We start from the raw sequence: 17,059 nt of genomic DNA on the forward strand, positions 1-17,059 counted from the left end.
GCGGGGCGCCTGAGCTGCCAATCTCCCCGCTTGAGCGGGAGATGTCCGGCAGGGCAGAGGGGGGTGCTTTCCGCCGTCCCGAATTAGATATGCAGCGCGTGTCCCAGCGCCTTCAGCGCCGCTTCCTGGAAGCCTTCGCCCTGTGTCGGATGGGCGTGGATGGTGCCGGCGATGTCCTCCAGCCGCGTGCCCATTTCGAGCGCCAGGCCGAAGGCCGCCGACAGTTCCGACACGCTTTGGCCGACCGCCTGGATGCCCAGCACCAGATGATTGTCCGCGCGGGCGACGACGCGGACAAAGCCATCCTCGCCAAGCCTGGTCATCGCGCGGCCATTGGCGGCGAAGGGAAACATCCCGACCTTGATTTCGCCGCCGAGCGCCTTGGCCTCTTCCGGCGACAGGCCGACGGTGACCAGCTCCGGGTCGGTGAAGCAGACGGCGGGGATAGCCCGCTTGTCCCAGCTGCGCTTATGGCCGGCGATGATTTCGGCGACCATCTCGCCTTGCGCCATCGCCCGGTGCGCCAGCATCGGCTCGCCGGTCACGTCGCCAATGGCGAAGATGCCGCGCATGGAGGTACGGCACTGCTCGTCGATGCGGATGAATCGCCCCGCCATGTCGAGGTCGATCTGGTCGAGCCCCCACCCTTCCGTCACCGGCTTGCGGCCGACCGTGACCAGGATCTTGTCGGCGGCGATCCTCGCATCCTTGCCGTCCGAGGTCTCGACCAGCAGCGCATCGCCTTTCGTCGACAGGCCCTTGGCCTTGGCGCCTGGCATCATTTCGATGCCGAGTGCCGCCAGCCGCTTGACCACCGGCCGCGTCAGTTCGGCGTCATACTGCGCCAGCACGCGCGGCAAGGCCTCGACCACGGTCACCGCCGCGCCCATCTTGGCGAAGGCCGTGCCGAGCTCCAGGCCGATATAGCCGCCGCCGACCACCGCCAGCCGCTGCGGCACCTCCTTCAGCGCCAGCGCTTCCGTCGACGAGATCACCGGCCCGCCGAACGGCAGGAACGGCAACTCGACCGGGGCCGAGCCGGTGGCGATCACCACCGCTTCGGCGCGGATCACCTGGCTTCCCGTCTCGGTCTCGACCGCGACGGTCTTGCCGTCTCGAAACGTCGCCCAGCCGTGCACGGTCTTCACCCCGGCCTTCTTGAGAAGGCCGGCGACACCGCTGTTAAGCCGACTAACGATGCCGTCCTTCCAAGCGACCGCCTTGCCCAGATCCAGCGCCGGCGCGGCCACCGAAATGCCGAGCGGGCTGTTGCCGCCCGCCATCTGCGCGACCTTCTCGAACTCCTCCGCTGCATGGATCAGTGCCTTGGAAGGAATGCAGCCAACATTGAGACAGGTGCCGCCCGGCTTGCCGGCCTCGACGATGACGGTATCGACGCCGAGCTGCCCGGCACGAATAGCGCAGACATAGCCGCCCGGCCCCGCGCCGATGACCAGCAGCTTGCAGGAGATTTCTTTCATGACGTGACCCTTCGATCCGAGGAAACGCTCCGTCGAGATTCTTCGCGCCCCCCTCTGTCCTGCCGGACATCTCCCCCACGAGGGGGGAGATTGGAGGCTTCGGCGCCTCGCTCAATCCCGCAGCGCTGGTGATTGGCGAAAGCCGGCGTGACATCTGATCTCCCCCCTTGTGCGGGAGATGCCTGGCAAGGCAGAGGGGGGCGCTCTCCCGCCATCATCTCGAATGATCCACCCTCAATCCACGAAAATCAGCGCCGGCGTTTCCAGGAGCGTCTTGATGCGCTGGATGAACACCGCCGCGTCCCAGCCGTCGATGACGCGATGGTCGAAGCTCGACGACAGGTTCATCATCTTGCGCGGGATGAACTGGGTACCGTCCCATACCGGCCGCACCATCATCTTGTTGACGCCGAGGATCGCCACTTCCGGGTGGTTGATGACCGGCGTCGTCGCCACGCCGCCCATGGCGCCGAGCGAGGTGATGGTTATGGTCGAACCGGAGAGCTCGTCGCGCGTCGCGGTTCCCGACTTGGCCGCCTCGGCCAACCTGGCGACCTCCGCGCCGCATTCCCAGATGTCCAGCGCTTCGGCGTGCTTGACGACGGGCACCACCAGTCCCGACGGCGTCTGCGCGGCGATGCCGATATGGACGCCGCCATGCTGGTGGATGATGCCGGCCTCGTCGTCGAACAGCGCATTGAGGTTGGGCTGGTCCGCAATCGCCTTGACCATCGCTCGCATCAGGAACGGCAGCAGCGTCAGCTTGGGCCTTTCCGTCCCCTTGGCCGCCCGCTTCTCCTTGTTGAGCGCGGCGCGCAGATCCTCGAGCGCGGTGACGTCGATCTCCTCGACATAGGTGATGTGCGGGATGCGCGACGTCGCCAGCGTCATCTTCTCGGCGATCTTGCGCCGCAGGCCCACCACCTTGATGTCCTCGACGGCATCGTTGCGGGCGAGGCCGGATGCCTTTGCCATGTGCGGCCCGCGCGCCAGGAACGCCTCGATGTCCTCATGGCCGATGCGGCCGGCCGGGCCGCTTCCCTGGACCTGCCTGAGGTCGATGCCCGCTTCCTTCGCACGCAGCCGCACGGCCGGCGAGGCCAGCGGCCTTTCACCTTGCGCACGCGGCGCGCTGTTGACCTTGGACCTGGCGCCGTCATCCTCGGGCTTGTCCCGAGGATCTACCGACCTTCCGGAACTGGTCGCGTCATATCCCTGTGGGACGGCGGATCCTCGGGACAAGCCCGAGGATGACGGCGACAGATTGGGCGATGACGGCTCCAGGTCCGAGACCGGGCGAGCCCCCGTATCATCGGAGATACTTTCAGCCGTCACTTCCGCCGGCATCGCACCGCCAACGACATTGCCCTCGCCGGCCACCTTCAGCCGCACGATGGGCGAGCCGATCGCCACCGTGTCGCCGATATCGGCGCCCAGCCACAGGATCTCGCCGTCGACGGGGGAAGGGATCTCGACCGTGGCCTTGTCGGTCATCACGGCGGCAAGCATCATGTCCTCGCGCACGATGTCGCCGACCTTGACATGCCATTCGACGAGTTCCGCCTCGGCGACGCCCTCGCCGACATCGGGCAGCTTGATGATGTGTTCGCCCATGTCGGGCCTCCCCGTTCTAGGCTTCCAATGTTTCCGTAAGCGCCCGGCCGACGCGGGCCGGACCGGGGAAATAGTCCCATTCCTGCGCATGCGGATAGGGCGTGTCCCAGCCGGCGACGCGGGCCACCGGTGCCTCCAGATGGTAGAAGCAGTTTTCCTGCACAAGCGCGACCAGCTCCGCTCCGAAGCCGGAGGTCAGCGTCGCCTCGTGCACCACGACGCAGCGTCCGGTCTTCTTCACCGACGCCACGATGGTGTCGAGGTCGAGCGGCAACAGCGTCCTGAGATCGACGATCTCGGCATCGATGCCGGTCTCCTCGGCCGCCGCCTGCGCGACATAGACCATTGTGCCGTACGCCAGCACCGTGACGGCGGAGCCGGCCCGGCGGATCGCGGCCTTGCCGAGCGGCACGATGTAGTGGCCGTCGGCGACCTCGCCCAGCTCGTGCTTCGACCACGGCGTCACCGGACGGTCGTGATGGCCGTCGAACGGACCGTTGTAGAGCCGCTTCGGCTCGAGGAAGATGACCGGGTCGGGATCTTCGATCGCCGCGATCAGCAGTCCCTTGGCGTCATGCGGGTTCGAGGGCACGACAGTCTTCAGCCCCGACACATGGGTGAACAACGCTTCCGGGCTCTGGCTGTGCGTCTGGCCGCCGAATATGCCGCCGCCGGTCGGCATGCGCACCACGATCGGGCAGGTGAAGTCGCCGTTCGAGCGATAGCGCAGCCTCGCGGCTTCCTGGGTCAGCTGGTCGTAAGCCGGGTACATGTAGTCGGCAAACTGGATCTCCACGCACGGCTTCAGCCCATAGGCGGCCATGCCGATGGCCGAGCCGACAATGCCGGATTCGTTGATCGGTGCGTCGAAGCAGCGGCTCTTGCCGTATTTCGCCTGCAGGCCTTGCGTGCAGCGGAACACGCCGCCGAAAAAGCCGACATCCTCGCCGAACACCACCACTTTCTCGTCGCGCTCCATCGACACGTCCATCGCGTCGCGAATGGCCTCGATCATGGTCCGCCTCGGCATGGCTCAGACCCCCGCCTGCTGGCGCTGGCGCCGCAGATGCGGCGGCATCTCGGCATAGAGGCCCTCGAACATGTCGCGCGTCGACGGCTTGCCGCCGGCGTGCAGCGTGCCGTGGCTTTCGGCTTCCTTCTGCGCCGCGATCACCGTGTCGAGGATTTCCGCTTCGGCCTGCTTGTGCCGCTCCTCCGACCAGACGCCGAGCCGGATGAGATGGTTCTTCAGCCGAACCACCGGGTCGCCGAGCGGCCAGGCATCGGATTCGGTCTTCGGCCGGTAGGCCGAGGGATCGTCCGAGCTCGAATGCGCGCCGGCGCGGTAGGTGACATATTCGACCAGCGTCGGCCCCAGGTTGCTGCGCGCGCGCTCGGCCGCCCATTTCGCCACGGCGTGGACGGCGAGATAGTCGTTGCCGTCGACGCGCAGCGCCGGGATGCCGAAACCCAGCCCGCGCGCGGCGAAAGTGCCCGCGCCGCCGCGCGCTATGCCTTGAAACGTCGAGATTGCCCACTGGTTGTTGACGACATTGAGCACCACGGGCGCCTTGTAGGTCGAGGCGAACACCAGCGCCGAATGGAAGTCGGATTCCGCCGTCGAGCCGTCGCCGATCCAGGCCGCGGCGATCCTTGAGTCGTTCGAGATCGCCGAGGCCATCGCCCAGCCGACCGCCTGGATATACTGCGTCGCCAGATTGCCCGAGATCGAGAAGAAGCCGTGCTCCTTGGACGAATACATGATGGGCAATTGCCGGCCCTTCAGCGGGTCGGCCTCGTTGGAATAGATCTGGTTCATCATCGTGACCATCGGGTAGCCGTCGGCGATGAGCAGCCCGGCCTGCCGATAGGTCGGGAAATTCATGTCGCCGGGGGCGAGCGCCTTGCGGAAGGCGCAGCTCACCGCCTCTTCGCCCAGATGCTGCATGTAGAAGGAGGTCTTGCCCTGCCGCTGCGCCATCTGCATGCGCGCATCGAAGGTCCTCAGCGTCATCATGTGGCGCAGGCCTTCGAGCAGTTCCTCGTCGGAGAGCAGCCCCGCCCACGGCCCCACCGCCTCGCCGGCGCGGTTCAGCACCCGGATGATCGAGAAGGCCATGTCGCGGATGGCGCGTGGATCGACGTCGATTTCGGGGCGCGGCACCGAGCCGGCGGCGGCGATGGTCACGTTGGAGAAATCAGGCGTGCCGCCCGGCCGCACCTCGGGCTCCGGAACATGGAAGCGCAACATCCCAGCATCGGCCATGACCTTCGTCCTCCATGTCGCCCGGCACCGATATTTGCATATCCGCGCCGCCAGTGCGAATTCACCGGGCAAGCCTCCGGGCATCGGGCCGGCCAAGCCGGCCGATACAGCCTGCCGCGCACCAAGATGAAGATATGTCGGCGAAATTTCTTGTCGATGTTGGGCGGCGCCGCGCAATTAGGTGCAAGGTCGCGTGAGGTTTGTCGCCAGATAGGTGATTGTTTGGCAAGCTTGGCTGCCGCGCCCACTTTCACGCCTGCGGAAGGAGAGGAGAATCGCGGGTCCGCCAAACGTGGCGCCCTTCCTCTCCCCCGTCGATCGGGGGAGAGGTGTCGAGCGCAGCTCGACGGAGTGGGGGTCGATCTTCCCTCGAAGCAGTTCTTCCGAGGTGAACTGGAAAGCGTTCACTCCGCCCCAACATCATGCTAACCACCCTCGATGGCACAGAAGAAAGCATACGAGGTGGATTCCTGGCTCGCGAAGCCGGACCCGCGCATGGCGATCGTCCTGCTTTATGGCCCCGATCGGGGCCTCGTCTCGGAGCGCGCCAAGGCTTTTGCCGCCGCGACCGGCCTGCCGCTCGACGACCCCTTCTCGGTGGTCAGGCTCGACGGCTCCGAAGTCGAGCGCGACGAGGGCCGGCTGCTCGACGAGGCGCGCACCGTGCCGATGTTTTCCGACCGCCGCCTGCTGTGGGTGCGCAATGCCGGCGGCCAGAAGGCGCTGGCCGACGACGTCAAGGCGCTGACGGCGGAGCCCGTACGGGACGCGATCATCCTCATCGAGGCCGGCGATCTCAAGAAGGGCGTCGGGCTGCGCGCCGTCGTCGAGGCGGCCGACAACGCCATGGCGCTGCCCTGCTATGCCGACGAGGCCAGGGACATCGATGCCGTTATCGACGATGAGCTGCGCAAGACCGGCGCGACGATGACGCTTGAGGCAAGACAGGCGCTGCGCCGCAATCTCGGCGGCGACCGGCTGGCCTCGCGCGGCGAGATCGACAAGCTGCTGCTTTATGTCCATGGCCAGAAGGAAATCGGCCTCGACGACGTCAGGGCGATGTCCGGCGACGTTTCCGGCGCGTCCTTCGACGATGCCGTCGACGCGCTTCTCGAAGGCAAGGTCGGCGAGTTCGACACCGCCTTCACCCGCCATTGCCAGGCAGGCGGCCAACCCTTCCTGGTGCTGTCCTCGGCGATGCGGCAGTTTCAGGCGATGCAGTCCATGCGCGGCCAGATGGAGGCCGGCGGCCGCAATGCCGCGTCGGTGGTGGCGGCGGCGCGCCCGCCGGTTTTCTTCTCGCGCCGCAAGCTGGTGGAGAAGGCGCTGGAACGCTGGAGCGTCGAGGCGCTCGGCCGCACGCTGACCCGGCTGCAGACCGCCGTGCTGCAGACGCGGCGAAGGCCGGACCTGTCGGTGGCGCTGGCAAGGCAGGCGCTGCTCGGGATCGCGGTGGAAAGCGCGAGGCTGGCACAGCGTTAGGCCCTTTCGGCACCGGGCGCCTGCCTCCGTTGGTCAATTCCCTCCTTTGATCAATTCATTGTCATGGCGCCTACCGGCTCAAAAGTCGGCAGCGCCTGTGGAAAGACCAGCACCGCCGCGCCATAGAGCAGCAGAGCGATCCCCGACAGCTTCGCGATCCCATTTCCAGACGGCAGGGTCTTTTCCGCGAATATCAGCAAGGTGACCACGGCCATTGCGGCAACGTTCATGATCCCGAGAGGAAAGAGGGCGAGAAACAAAAGCCAGCAGCAGCCGAGGCAGAAAAGTCCATGCTCCAGGCCCATGCGAACCGCGCCCCAGTAACCATCGCGCCATGAGGTCAGGATGAAGCCGATCGGCGTGCGGCATTTGGCCAGACACAGATCCTTCAGCGGGGAAAGTTGATAGGCGCCCCCAAGCATCAGCAGCGCGCCGCCGAAACGCGCGGCCGTCGCCGTTGACAATCCCACATGCCCGGCGAGCACCTCCGCACCCGCCGCGCCGGCAAAGGCGATAACGCCCATCACGCCCCAGACCAGCATGTACCCGGCCACGAACACCCAGCTCGAGACAAAGGTCTCGCCCCGGCCCCGTTTGCCGGCCTGGACCCGGTGAAATGTCAGGATCATGGGGGCGGCCGTCGGAAACATCATGGCAATCATCATGATCATCCAGACGGCAAGAAACAGCGGCGCCTTCATGCCCATGGTGAGCGAGTACATTTCCATGCGCATGTCCGCGTCCATGCCCGTCTGCTGCCGGATGAGCAAGGTCCATGCCGCCGCCGCGATAGCGATCAGCAGCGCGAGAATGATGTATCGCTGCAACGTCTGCACCATGGACGAAGTACGTCCCGTACTCTGCGGCCAACGGCTACTGCTGGCCGGACCAGTTGATCGGGGCGTAATGTCCGTTCCGGCGGGAATTGTCCCAGCTCATGCCATGGTCGCTGAATGTACTGCCTTCCGCCCCCATCGCCAAGGCGAGCCAGTCGGGATTGACGGGATGGCCAGTGGCCGCCCACATCTGCCCGTCCTCGCGCATCGTCGGCAGCGGCTCGACCGCCATTCGCATGACGCCGGCAATCTCCGCCGACCGCTTCTTGCCGTCTATCCGGTAGCTTATCGGCACCTTCTTGGCGCCGAGATTCGTGCCGATCAAGGGTGCCAGCACCGCCATGGGGCCGCCCGCGACGCCAGTGAAGATGGCGCCTAGCGCCTCTGTCTGCCTGTCATCGGCCCGTTCGTCGATATAGGCGGCGGCCGTCCAGTTGCCGTCTGCCATCGGACCCGGCGTGTGGGCAACCATGGCGACGCTGAGCCCATCCAACCGAACGTCGCCGTAACTGCCCGTATCGATATGAAAGACCAGACCGACGTCGCAAAAACCTTTCGTCGGCCTTGATGTCAGCTGCGCGTTGGTGGACAGCAGGCAAGGACACACGACATCGCAGCTACAGTTTTCGAAGTAACTTCCGGACAATTGCCAACGGACTGCCATTTGCACCTCCCATTTGCGTCAGGCGCGCGTCGGCATATTGCTTTGGCGAGGCGGTGCCATTTCACGCCTGTTGCAGGAATGGCAGATAGCCCTCGCCGCGACTGACCGGCACGCTAGGGCAATGAATTTAAGTCTTGTCTAATAGAGGTTACGCCGTTGCCGGGCACTGTCAAGCCGCGAGCGCGGCTGGCGACAGATACCGATGGCGCTGCTTTTTCGCCAATCGCCAGCGCTTCAAACGAAAGGGCTGGCGGACAGCCAGCCCTCGTTTTCCCTGCGTTGTAGCTTCCGCTTTGTTGAAGTTCGCCGGCTAACTACCGCTCTTGTTTCAATCTCCGACACAGCTCGTCAAGCTGCTCCAGCGTCCGGTACGCCACGCGAATCTCGCCGCCTTTGTTCGTGTGGTCGATGGTCACGATCATGCCGAGCGTGCCGGTCATCAGCTTTTCCAGCGCCAGCGTGTCGGCGTCTTTTTCCGGCGCGCTTTTCGCCTGCTTCGGCTTCGCCGGGGTCGAACCGGCCGGCATCTGCGCCAGCGCTTCGGCCTGGCGCACCGAGAGCCCTTCCTCGACGATGCGCTTGGCAAGCCCCGCCGGGTCCTCCGCCGTCACCAGCGTGCGGGCATGGCCCGCCGACAAGGCCCCGTCGACCAGCATGTCGCGGATCACGTCGGGCAGCTTCAGCAGCCGCAGCGTGTTGGCGACATGGCTGCGGCTTTTGCCGATGACCTGGCCGAGATCGGCCTGGGTGTAGCCGTGATCGTCGATGAGCTGCTGATAGCCGAGCGCTTCCTCGACCGGGTTGAGGTCGGCGCGCTGGACGTTCTCGATGATTGCCAGTTCCAGCGCCGTGCGGTCGTTGACCTCGCGCACGATGACCGGGATCTCGGTCAATCCGGCGCGTTGCGCGGCACGCCAGCGCCGCTCGCCGGCGATGATCTCGTAGCGCCCGGCCTGCGACGGCGAAGGCCGCGCCACCACCGGCTGCACCACGCCATGCTCGCGGATCGATTGCGCCAGGTCGGTCAACTCGGCGTCGCCGAAATGCCGGCGCGGGTTTTTCGGATTGGGCGTCAGGAACTCGATCGGCACCTTGCCGTCGGCACTCATCCCAGGCTTCTCCGGCGCGCTCGGACGGTCGATCTCGCCGATCAGCGCTGCCAGCCCGCGGCCCAGTCTCTTTCTCGAAAGGTCTTCGCTCATTTCGGTTCCAGATTGTTTCGGTATCGAATCGGCTTTTGCTCCATGCGCGGCCGCTTGTTAAGCGGCGCGCAATTTACGCTCGCGGCGGATCACTTCCGACGCAAGCTGCAGATAAGCCTGGCTGCCGGAGCATTTGAGGTCGTAGAGGATCGCCGGTTTGCCGTAGGACGGCGCTTCAGAGACCCGCACATTGCGCGGGATGATGGTCTCGTAGACCTTGTCGCCCATATGCTCGCGCACGTCCTGCACCACCTGGTTGGCGAGGTTGTTGCGGCCGTCATACATGGTCAGCACGATGCCCTGGATGGTGAGATCCGGGTTGATCGAGCGGCGCACCTGCTCGACGGTTTCGAGCAGCTGGCTGAGACCTTCCAGCGCGAAGAACTCGCATTGCAGCGGCACCAGAACGGAATCGGCCGCCGCCATCGAATTCAAGGTCAAGAGATTGAGCGACGGCGGACAGTCGATCAGCACATAGCCAAACCCGGCCGAACGCGCCGATGCGGCGCGCAGGGCGTTGCGCAGCCGCAGCACCCGGTCCGGCGCCGAGGCGATCTCCATCTCGATGCCGAGCAGGTCGAGGGTCGACGGCACGATCGACAGGCCGGGCACCGCCGTCGGGATCGCCGCCTCCTCCAGCTCCAGCTCGCCGGTCAGCACGTCATAGGACGACACCGTGCGGTCCTTGCGGTCGATGCCGAGGCCGGTACTGGCATTGCCTTGCGGATCGAGGTCGACGATCAGCACCTTCTCGCCGATCGCCGCCAGCGCGGTGGCCAGGTTGATGGCAGTGGTGGTCTTGCCGACACCGCCCTTCTGGTTGGCTACGGTGATGATTCGAGGGCCGTTCTTCATCATGGGTCTATGCCAGGAATTCATTTTGGGTCGCCAACACGGATTCGGACAGGTCTTTGTTCAGACAGGTCGCACATTGGACAGTTCAAGGATGACGCCGCCAGGGTCGGTCATGCTTGGATGTTCTACCAGATCGAAGCTCCAGCGGTTAACGCTTTCTTGCACTTCGGCGCGGTAATCCCGGCCTTTGTGGAACAGCCCACGCGCGCCTGATGTCAGCCACGGTCCCGCCAGCTCAAGCAAGGTCCAAAGCGGCGCCAGCGCCCGCGCCGTGACGATTTCCGGTGCCGCGACAAGCGCATGGCTGTCATCGATGCGGCGCGCCACGACACGCGCCGGCAGGCCGAACTGGCCGACGACGGCTTGCAGGAATCCCGCTTTCTTGCGATTGCTTTCGACCAGGTCGATGCTGGCGCCGTCACGCTCGGCAAGCAGGAACGCCAGGACCAGTCCCGGAAATCCGCCGCCCGAGCCGATATCGACCCATCGCCGCGCTTTGTCCTCGATTCGCCAGAGCTGCGCGCTGTCCAGTATGTGGCGTTGCCAGACATCGCCGGCCGTCGACTGCGCGACGAGATTGATGCTGCGGTTCCATTTCTGGAACATCCCTTCGAACACCACGAGGCGATCGAATGTTTCACGTGAAACCGGACCGGCGGCGTTGCGCAGGCTCTCCCAGGAGCCAGCGCTCACGCGACGTCCCTTTGCGCGCTCTCGGAATGCCTGATATGAGCGACGATGATGGCCAGCGCCGCCGGCGTCATGCCTTCCATGCGCTGCGCGTCGGCAACCGAACGCGGTCGCCGCGCATGCATCTTCTGCTTCAGCTCGTTCGATAGTCCCGGCACCTCGGCGAAGTCGAGCGACTCGGGGATGAGCCGGCTTTCCTCGTGCCGGATTTGGGCGACGTCGCTCTTCTGGCGATCGAGATAAACCGAATATTTCGCTTCCGTTTCGAGGCGCTCCGCCGTCCTGGCGTCAATCGTCCCGAAATTCCTATCGATTCGGGCCAGCCAAACCACGTCGACGCCGGGATAGGCGAGCAGTTCATAGGCGGATCTGCGCACGCCGTCGCGATTGACCTCCAGCCCGTGGCGCGCCGCCTCGTTGGGTGTCAGCTTTACGCCGAGCGCCAGCCGGCGCGCTTCGGCGAGGCGCTGCTCCACCTCGCCGAACCGCTGCATCCGCCGGGCTGACGCTATACCCAGCCTTGCAGCCAGCGGCGTTAGCCGCTCGTCGGCATTGTCGGCGCGCAGCGAAAGCCGGAATTCGGCGCGCGAGGTGAACATGCGGTAAGGCTCGCTGATGCCGCGGCTGGTCAGATCGTCGACCATGACGCCGATATAGGCTTCGGTGCGGCTGAGCACGACCTGCTCGCTGCCCGACGCCCGCCTTGCGGCATTGAGGCCCGCGAGCAGGCCTTGCGCGGCGGCCTCCTCATAGCCGGTCGTGCCGTTGATCTGCCCGGCGAGGAACAGGCCGCCGACGCGCTTTGTCTCCAGCGTCGGATGGAGCTCGCGCGGGTCGACATGGTCATATTCGATGGCATAACCGGGCTGCAGCATCACCGCTCGGTCCAGCCCCGGGATGGTCTTCAAGATTTCGAGCTGAACCTCCTCCGGCAGCGAGGTCGAGATGCCGTTGGGATAGACCGTGTCGTCGTCCAGGCCTTCCGGCTCGAGAAAAATCTGGTGGCCTTCGCGGTCGCCGAACTTGACGATCTTGTCTTCGATCGACGGACAGTAGCGCGGCCCGACGCCTTCGATCGAACCCGAATACATGGCCGAGCGCCCGAGATTGGCGCGGATCAGTTCATGCGTGGCCGCGGTCGTGCGCGTGATGCCGCATTCGATCTGCGGCGTCTCGATGCGGTCGGTCAGCAGCGAGAACGGCACCGGTTCGTCATCCGCCGCCTGGCTTTCCAGCGACGCCCAGTCGATGGTGCGCCCGTCGAGGCGCGGCGGCGTGCCGGTCTTCAGCCGGCCGAGCTTGAAGCCTGCGCGGCTCATCGTCGCCGACAGCCCTAGGCTCGCTTGTTCGTTCATGCGGCCGGCGACAATCTTCTTCGCGCCGATATGGATCAGCCCGCGTAGGAAGGTTCCGGTGGTCAGGACCACCGCGCCGCTGGCAAGGCGCCGGCCATCGGCCAGGAGAACGGCGCGCAGGCATCCCGAATCGTCGATGTCGAAGTCGAGCACCTCGCCCTCGATCACATCGAGACCGTTCTGCTGCCGGATCGCTTCCTGCATGGCGAGCCGGTAAAGTTTCCGGTCGGCCTGGGTGCGCGGGCCGCGCACGGCCGGCCCCTTGCGCCGGTTGAGCAGGCGAAACTGGATGCCGGCCGCGTCCGCCACCCGGCCCATCAGCCCGTCCATGGCATCGATCTCGCGCACCAGATGGCCCTTGCCGAGCCCGCCAATGGCCGGATTGCAGGACATCACGCCGATCGTGTCGAAACGCAGCGTCACCAGCGCTGTCCTGGCGCCCGCACGCGCAGCCGCGCTGGCCGCCTCGCTGCCCGCATGGCCGCCACCCACCACAACCACATCATAGTGATCGGTCATTTCAAACGTCCTGGATCCGAAGTTTGGTGGAGAGATGTCCCCGCAGCGGGACGGTGTCAAGAAACTTCGCGGGAGTTTCACGTGAAACAGGACGGCGAGCCTTATTGTAGTGTTTCACGTGAGTCACGTGTATCGACCGCCGGCGCCGCCCCCGGCGCCGTGTCGGCACTCCTCCCTGCCACAGGGAGACAGCGCTGACCGCAAAGCCGGCACCTTCATTTACAAGGCTGATAATTGCCGAAACCGGAAATAACAGCGCCCTCTCCCCGTCTTTATAAGAGAATGCCGGATAAGAGAATGCCGGCAGGCAAGTGCGGGGTAGCGCCGACGCTGGCGATTGATTCCGGCGCAGCCGTTTCACGTGAAACAACGTCGGGTTGGAGAGCCCCTCTGTTTCACGTAAGTCATCGGCCGGGCCCGTCGTGATAAAAGCCGAGGTCAGCGCTGCCCCTCATCCGCCTGCCGGCACCTTCTCCCAGTGACGGGGAGAAGGGAGGCTCGACGGCGTCGGCGCCCCGACAATGTTCCACGTGAATCATTTCCCGATGCAGAACTGCGAGAAAATCACATCCAGCATGTCCTCGACATCGACCGCGCCGACGATCCGGCCGAGCCGGTCGGCGGCCAGCCGCAGATCCTCGGCGCGCAGTTCCTGGCCGGCGTCCGGGCTCTCGGTCGCGCGCAGCAGGAAGCGATTGGCTTCGCCTAGCAACTCGACATGGCGAAGCCGTGAGGGCAGGATGTCGCCCGCTTCGCCGACCTGCGCGGCCGCGAGCCTGGCGATTTCGGCCAGCAGTTCCGTCACGCCCGTCCCGTTCTTGGTCGAAATGACGCGATCATAACCACCTGTAAGCCCGGCGGGGGCTCTTTCCTGCACCAGATCGAGCTTGGTGCCCACGCGCAATGTCGCGATTCCCTCGCGTGGTAGAGCAACAGGATGCGGGTCGGCCATATCCTCGAGGATGAGCAAGAGGTCGGCGCCATGCGCCTTGGCGCGCGCCTTCTCGATACCGATCGCTTCCACCTTGCCGGCGGCATCGCGCAGGCCTGCGGTATCGGTCAGCCTGACCCGCAGGCCTTCGAGGTCAAGCACGATCTCGAGCAGGTCCCGCGTCGTGCCCGGTTCATCCGTTACAATAGCTGCATCGCGCCGCGCCAAAGCGTTGAACAGGCTCGACTTGCCGGCGTTCGGCGCGCCGAGGATAACGACCTCGAACCCGTCGCGGATGATTTCGCCGGCACGGAACCCGGCAATGTGGCGCTCGATCTCCCCGATCATCGCCGAAACATCAGACCAGACCGTATCCGAAACGGAACCGGGAATGTCGTCTTCGTCGGCAAAGTCGATCTCGGCCTCGATCATGGCGCGCGCATGGATCAGCCGCCGCCGCCAGCTCAGATAAAGCTCGGCTTGCGCGCCCTCGGCATTCTGCACCGCGAAGCGCCGCTGCGCCTCGGTCTCGGCGTTGACCAGATCGGCCAGCGCTTCCGTCCTTACCAGATCGACCTTGCCATTGAGGAAGGCCCGGCGCGTGAACTCGCCCGCTTCGGCGTGCCTGACACCTTCGAAGCCGGCGATTGTCTCCAACAGCCTCGCCACCACGGCGCGGCCGCCATGCACCTGGAATTCCGCCACGTCCTCGCCGGTGAAGCTGCCGGGGCCGGGGAAAAAGATCACCAAGCCACTGTCGAGCACGCCGCCATCGGGCGCCCGCAGCTTGCGCAGGCTGGCCACGCGACCCTTAACCATACCGCTGGCGATCGTTTCGACAACGAATCGAGTCTTTGGCCCCGAAATGCGGATGACGGCGACGCCGGAGGGCAGGCGGCCGCTGGAAAGCGCGACGATGGTGTCGGCCGAAATCATTTGCCCGCCTTGTTGGACCGCCCTAGCTTCACTATCCAACCCCTGTTTCGCCGGACCGCTCATCGTGACACTGCCTGCGCAAAATCTGCTTGCCGACGAAGCCAGCCCCTATTTGCAGCAGCACAGCGGCAATCCGGTGCATTGGCGGGCCTGGTCGCCGGCGTCGCTTGACGAGGCGAGGGCGCTGGATCGGCCGATCCTGCTGTCGATCGGCTATGCCGCCTGCCACTGGTGCCACGTCATGGCCCATGAAAGCTTCGAGAATGACGACGTCGCCGCCGTCATGAACCGTCTGTTCGTCAATATCAAGGTCGACCGCGAGGAGCGTCCCGACATCGACCAGATCTACATGGCGGCGCTGTCCTCGATGGGCGAGCAGGGCGGCTGGCCGCTGACCATGTTCCTGACCCCGGACGGCAAGCCTTTCTGGGGCGGCACCTATTTCCCGCGCGAGCCGCGCTATGGCCGCCCGGGCTTCATCCAGGTGATGGAGGCGATCGACAAGGCCTGGCGCGAGAAAAGAGCAAGCCTGAACCAGAGCGCCGACGGGCTGACTTCGCATGTCGAAACCCGGCTCGCCGGCGCGCATGCCCGCACCGCGCTCGACCGCGACACGCTTGCCGCGCTCGCCAGAGGCATAGACGGCATGATCGACAAGGATCTCGGCGGCCTGCGCGGCGCGCCGAAATTCCCCAATGCGCCATTCATGCAGACACTGTGGCTGTCCTGGTTGCGCGACGGCAATGCCAGTCACCGTGACGATGTCCTGTTGAGCCTCGAACGGATGCTGGCCGGCGGCATCTACGATCACGTCGGCGGCGGTCTCAGCCGCTATTCCACGGACGCGCAATGGCTGGTGCCGCATTTCGAAAAGATGCTCTACGACAACGCGCAGCTCATCCGTTTTTGCAACTGGGCCCATGCCGCGGGCGGAAAGGATTTGTTCCGGGTCCGAATCGAGGAAACCGTCGGCTGGCTGCTGCGTGAGATGCGCGTCGATGGCGGCGCCTTCGCCGCCAGTCTCGATGCCGACAGCGAGGGCGAGGAGGGTCTTTTCTACACCTGGAGCCGGGAAGAGATCGAGGCCGCGCTCGGCGACGATTCACCATTGTTTTTCAATCACTTCACACTCTCCAGCCCACCCGGTTGGGAAGGCAAGCCCGTTGTCCACCAGACGCCGGCCCAGCAGGTGCAAGGCATTGCCGAGCAGCCACTTCTGGCCGCTCTCAAGGCAAGGCTGCTTGCAGTCCGGGAACGGCGCGTCAGACCAGGCCGCGACGGCAAGGTCCTCGCCGACTGGAACGGCCAGATGATCTCGGCACTCGCCGAGGCCGGCCGCTCGCTGGCGCGGCAAGACTGGATCGACGCCGCCAAAACCGCATTCGACCAGATCGCCTCCGCCGCCGAGGGCGGACGGCTGCCGCACTCCATGCTCGGCGCCAAGAAACTGTTCCCGGCCCTGTCGAGCGACTATGCGTCGATGACCAATGCGGCGATCGCCCTGTTCGAAGCCACCGGCGACTGGAGCTACGCCGATCGGGCCCGGCAATCCGTCGAGCAGCTCGACCGCTGGCACGCCGATGCCGACGGCACCGGCTATTATCTCACGGCATCCGACAGCACCGACGTGCCGATCCGCATCAGGGGCGATGTCGACGCGGCTATTGCGTCGGCCACCGGTCAGGTCATCGAGGCGCTGGTCCGGCTCGCCGCGCTGACCGGCGATCTCGACCTGCAGGAGAAAGCGACGAAAGTCGCCGAACATGCCGCCGGCCGCGCGGCGCACCAGGCCTATGGCCAGGCCGGCATCGTCAACGCCTCGGCGCTCGCCATAGAGCCGCTAAAGCTGGTGCTTGTGGACGATTTGACAAATCCAACGCTCGTTCCGGTAGCGAATCGCAATCCCGATCCGCGTCGGGTGGATATCGTCGTGTCAGTCGGTACGCAGGCGAATCGACCGCTGTTGCCAAGCGGGATCCTGCCTCCCGCCGACAGGCCGGGCGCGTGGCTGTGCACGGGGCAGGTGTGCTTGCCGGCGGTGAGCGATCCGGATGAATTGGAAGGGTTGTTGCGACGAAGACCATAGAGTTCGTCATCCTAGGGCGAAGCAGGAGCGAAGCTCCGTCGCGGAGACCCTAGGATCCATGCCGTGACTTTCGAGCGCTGCAACAGGTGGAGATCCAGTCCGCCGCGCTCTTTGGGAGAGGCCATGGCATGGATCCTCGGGT

13 protein-coding genes are annotated in these 17,059 nt (G+C 65.4%); 2 read left to right on the top strand and 11 right to left on the bottom strand.

The genetic code is table 11. From position 1 onward, the window contains the following. Positions 1 to 83: 83 nt before the first annotated feature. The 4 genes from lpdA to FJ951_RS06965 form a co-directional block, all read right to left on the bottom strand. On the bottom strand, positions 84 to 1,481 hold the full coding sequence (gene lpdA / locus FJ951_RS06945; RefSeq protein WP_140514089.1) for a dihydrolipoyl dehydrogenase: 1,398 nt from the start codon (positions 1,479 to 1,481) through the stop codon (positions 84 to 86). A 234-nt stretch (positions 1,482 to 1,715) separates the two neighbouring features. Continuing rightward, positions 1,716 to 3,095, bottom strand: coding sequence for a dihydrolipoamide acetyltransferase family protein (locus tag FJ951_RS06955; RefSeq protein WP_140514090.1), 1,380 nt, complete (start codon positions 3,093 to 3,095; stop codon positions 1,716 to 1,718). Positions 3,096 to 3,111: 16 nt separating this feature from the next. Then, positions 3,112 to 4,125 (bottom strand): alpha-ketoacid dehydrogenase subunit beta, encoded by a 1,014-nt coding sequence (locus FJ951_RS06960; RefSeq protein WP_140514091.1) that lies wholly within the window; start codon positions 4,123 to 4,125, stop codon positions 3,112 to 3,114. A 3-nt stretch (positions 4,126 to 4,128) separates the two neighbouring features. Further along, positions 4,129 to 5,361, bottom strand: coding sequence for a 3-methyl-2-oxobutanoate dehydrogenase (2-methylpropanoyl-transferring) subunit alpha (locus FJ951_RS06965; RefSeq protein ID WP_140514092.1), 1,233 nt, complete (start codon positions 5,359 to 5,361; stop codon positions 4,129 to 4,131). 438 nt (positions 5,362 to 5,799) lie between these two features. Here FJ951_RS06965 and holA point away from each other — a divergent pair, with 438 nt between their 5' ends. Further along, positions 5,800 to 6,843: a DNA polymerase III subunit delta gene (gene holA / locus FJ951_RS06970; protein ID WP_140514093.1), complete on the top strand. Its 1,044-nt coding sequence runs from the start codon at positions 5,800 to 5,802 to the stop codon at positions 6,841 to 6,843. A 50-nt stretch (positions 6,844 to 6,893) separates the two neighbouring features. Here holA and FJ951_RS06975 read toward each other — a convergent pair whose 3' ends face one another. From FJ951_RS06975 to mnmE, 7 genes are all read right to left on the bottom strand, one after another. Continuing rightward, positions 6,894 to 7,682, bottom strand: coding sequence for a DUF2182 domain-containing protein (locus FJ951_RS06975; protein ID WP_140514094.1), 789 nt, complete (start codon positions 7,680 to 7,682; stop codon positions 6,894 to 6,896). Positions 7,683 to 7,716: 34 nt separating this feature from the next. Next, positions 7,717 to 8,343 (bottom strand): DUF1326 domain-containing protein, encoded by a 627-nt coding sequence (locus FJ951_RS06980; protein WP_140491936.1) that lies wholly within the window; start codon positions 8,341 to 8,343, stop codon positions 7,717 to 7,719. 314 nt (positions 8,344 to 8,657) lie between these two features. Then, positions 8,658 to 9,545: a ParB/RepB/Spo0J family partition protein gene (locus FJ951_RS06985; RefSeq protein WP_140514095.1), complete on the bottom strand. Its 888-nt coding sequence runs from the start codon at positions 9,543 to 9,545 to the stop codon at positions 8,658 to 8,660. A 57-nt stretch (positions 9,546 to 9,602) separates the two neighbouring features. Continuing rightward, positions 9,603 to 10,403, bottom strand: a complete 801-nt coding sequence (locus FJ951_RS06990) for a ParA family protein (RefSeq protein ID WP_140491929.1) — start codon at positions 10,401 to 10,403, stop codon at positions 9,603 to 9,605. A 57-nt stretch (positions 10,404 to 10,460) separates the two neighbouring features. Continuing rightward, positions 10,461 to 11,093, bottom strand: coding sequence for a 16S rRNA (guanine(527)-N(7))-methyltransferase RsmG (rsmG, locus tag FJ951_RS06995; protein WP_140514096.1), 633 nt, complete (start codon positions 11,091 to 11,093; stop codon positions 10,461 to 10,463). Further along, the gene (gene mnmG, locus FJ951_RS07000) at positions 11,090 to 12,964 is read right to left on the bottom strand and encodes a tRNA uridine-5-carboxymethylaminomethyl(34) synthesis enzyme MnmG (protein WP_140514097.1); all 1,875 of its coding nucleotides are present in this window, start codon (positions 12,962 to 12,964) and stop codon (positions 11,090 to 11,092) included. Before mnmG ends, rsmG begins: the two co-directional genes overlap by 4 nt. Positions 12,965 to 13,499: 535 nt before the next feature. Next, a complete protein-coding gene (gene mnmE, locus FJ951_RS07005; RefSeq protein WP_140514098.1) occupies positions 13,500 to 14,831 on the bottom strand; it encodes a tRNA uridine-5-carboxymethylaminomethyl(34) synthesis GTPase MnmE in 1,332 nt (443 codons plus the stop codon). A gap of 64 nt (positions 14,832 to 14,895) precedes the next feature. Between mnmE and FJ951_RS07010 the strand changes: the two genes are divergently transcribed. Beyond that, positions 14,896 to 16,917 (top strand): thioredoxin domain-containing protein, encoded by a 2,022-nt coding sequence (locus FJ951_RS07010; protein WP_140514099.1) that lies wholly within the window; start codon positions 14,896 to 14,898, stop codon positions 16,915 to 16,917. The last annotated feature ends 142 nt before the right edge of the window (positions 16,918 to 17,059 follow it).

It is taken from the genome of Mesorhizobium sp. B2-2-3 (assembly GCF_006442405.1).
GTDB lineage: Bacteria > Pseudomonadota > Alphaproteobacteria > Rhizobiales > Rhizobiaceae > Mesorhizobium.

Excerpts from the sequence above, each read along its gene's own strand:
- FJ951_RS06980 (WP_140491936.1), bottom strand. The coding sequence starts at position 8,343 with ATGGCAGTCCGTTGGCAATTGTCCGGAAGTTACTTCGAAAACTGTAGC.
- FJ951_RS06985 (WP_140514095.1), bottom strand. The coding sequence starts at position 9,545 with ATGAGCGAAGACCTTTCGAGAAAGAGACTGGGCCGCGGGCTGGCAGCG.
- FJ951_RS06975 (WP_140514094.1), bottom strand. The coding sequence starts at position 7,682 with ATGGTGCAGACGTTGCAGCGATACATCATTCTCGCGCTGCTGATCGCT.
- mnmG (WP_140514097.1), bottom strand. The coding sequence starts at position 12,964 with ATGACCGATCACTATGATGTGGTTGTGGTGGGTGGCGGCCATGCGGGC.
- FJ951_RS06990 (WP_140491929.1), bottom strand. The coding sequence starts at position 10,403 with ATGATGAAGAACGGCCCTCGAATCATCACCGTAGCCAACCAGAAGGGC.
- holA (WP_140514093.1), top strand. The coding sequence starts at position 5,800 with ATGGCACAGAAGAAAGCATACGAGGTGGATTCCTGGCTCGCGAAGCCG.
- FJ951_RS06960 (WP_140514091.1), bottom strand. The coding sequence starts at position 4,125 with ATGCCGAGGCGGACCATGATCGAGGCCATTCGCGACGCGATGGACGTG.
- lpdA (WP_140514089.1), bottom strand. The coding sequence starts at position 1,481 with ATGAAAGAAATCTCCTGCAAGCTGCTGGTCATCGGCGCGGGGCCGGGC.
- FJ951_RS06965 (WP_140514092.1), bottom strand. The coding sequence starts at position 5,361 with ATGGCCGATGCTGGGATGTTGCGCTTCCATGTTCCGGAGCCCGAGGTG.
- FJ951_RS06955 (WP_140514090.1), bottom strand. The coding sequence starts at position 3,095 with ATGGGCGAACACATCATCAAGCTGCCCGATGTCGGCGAGGGCGTCGCC.
- mnmE (WP_140514098.1), bottom strand. The coding sequence starts at position 14,831 with ATGATTTCGGCCGACACCATCGTCGCGCTTTCCAGCGGCCGCCTGCCC.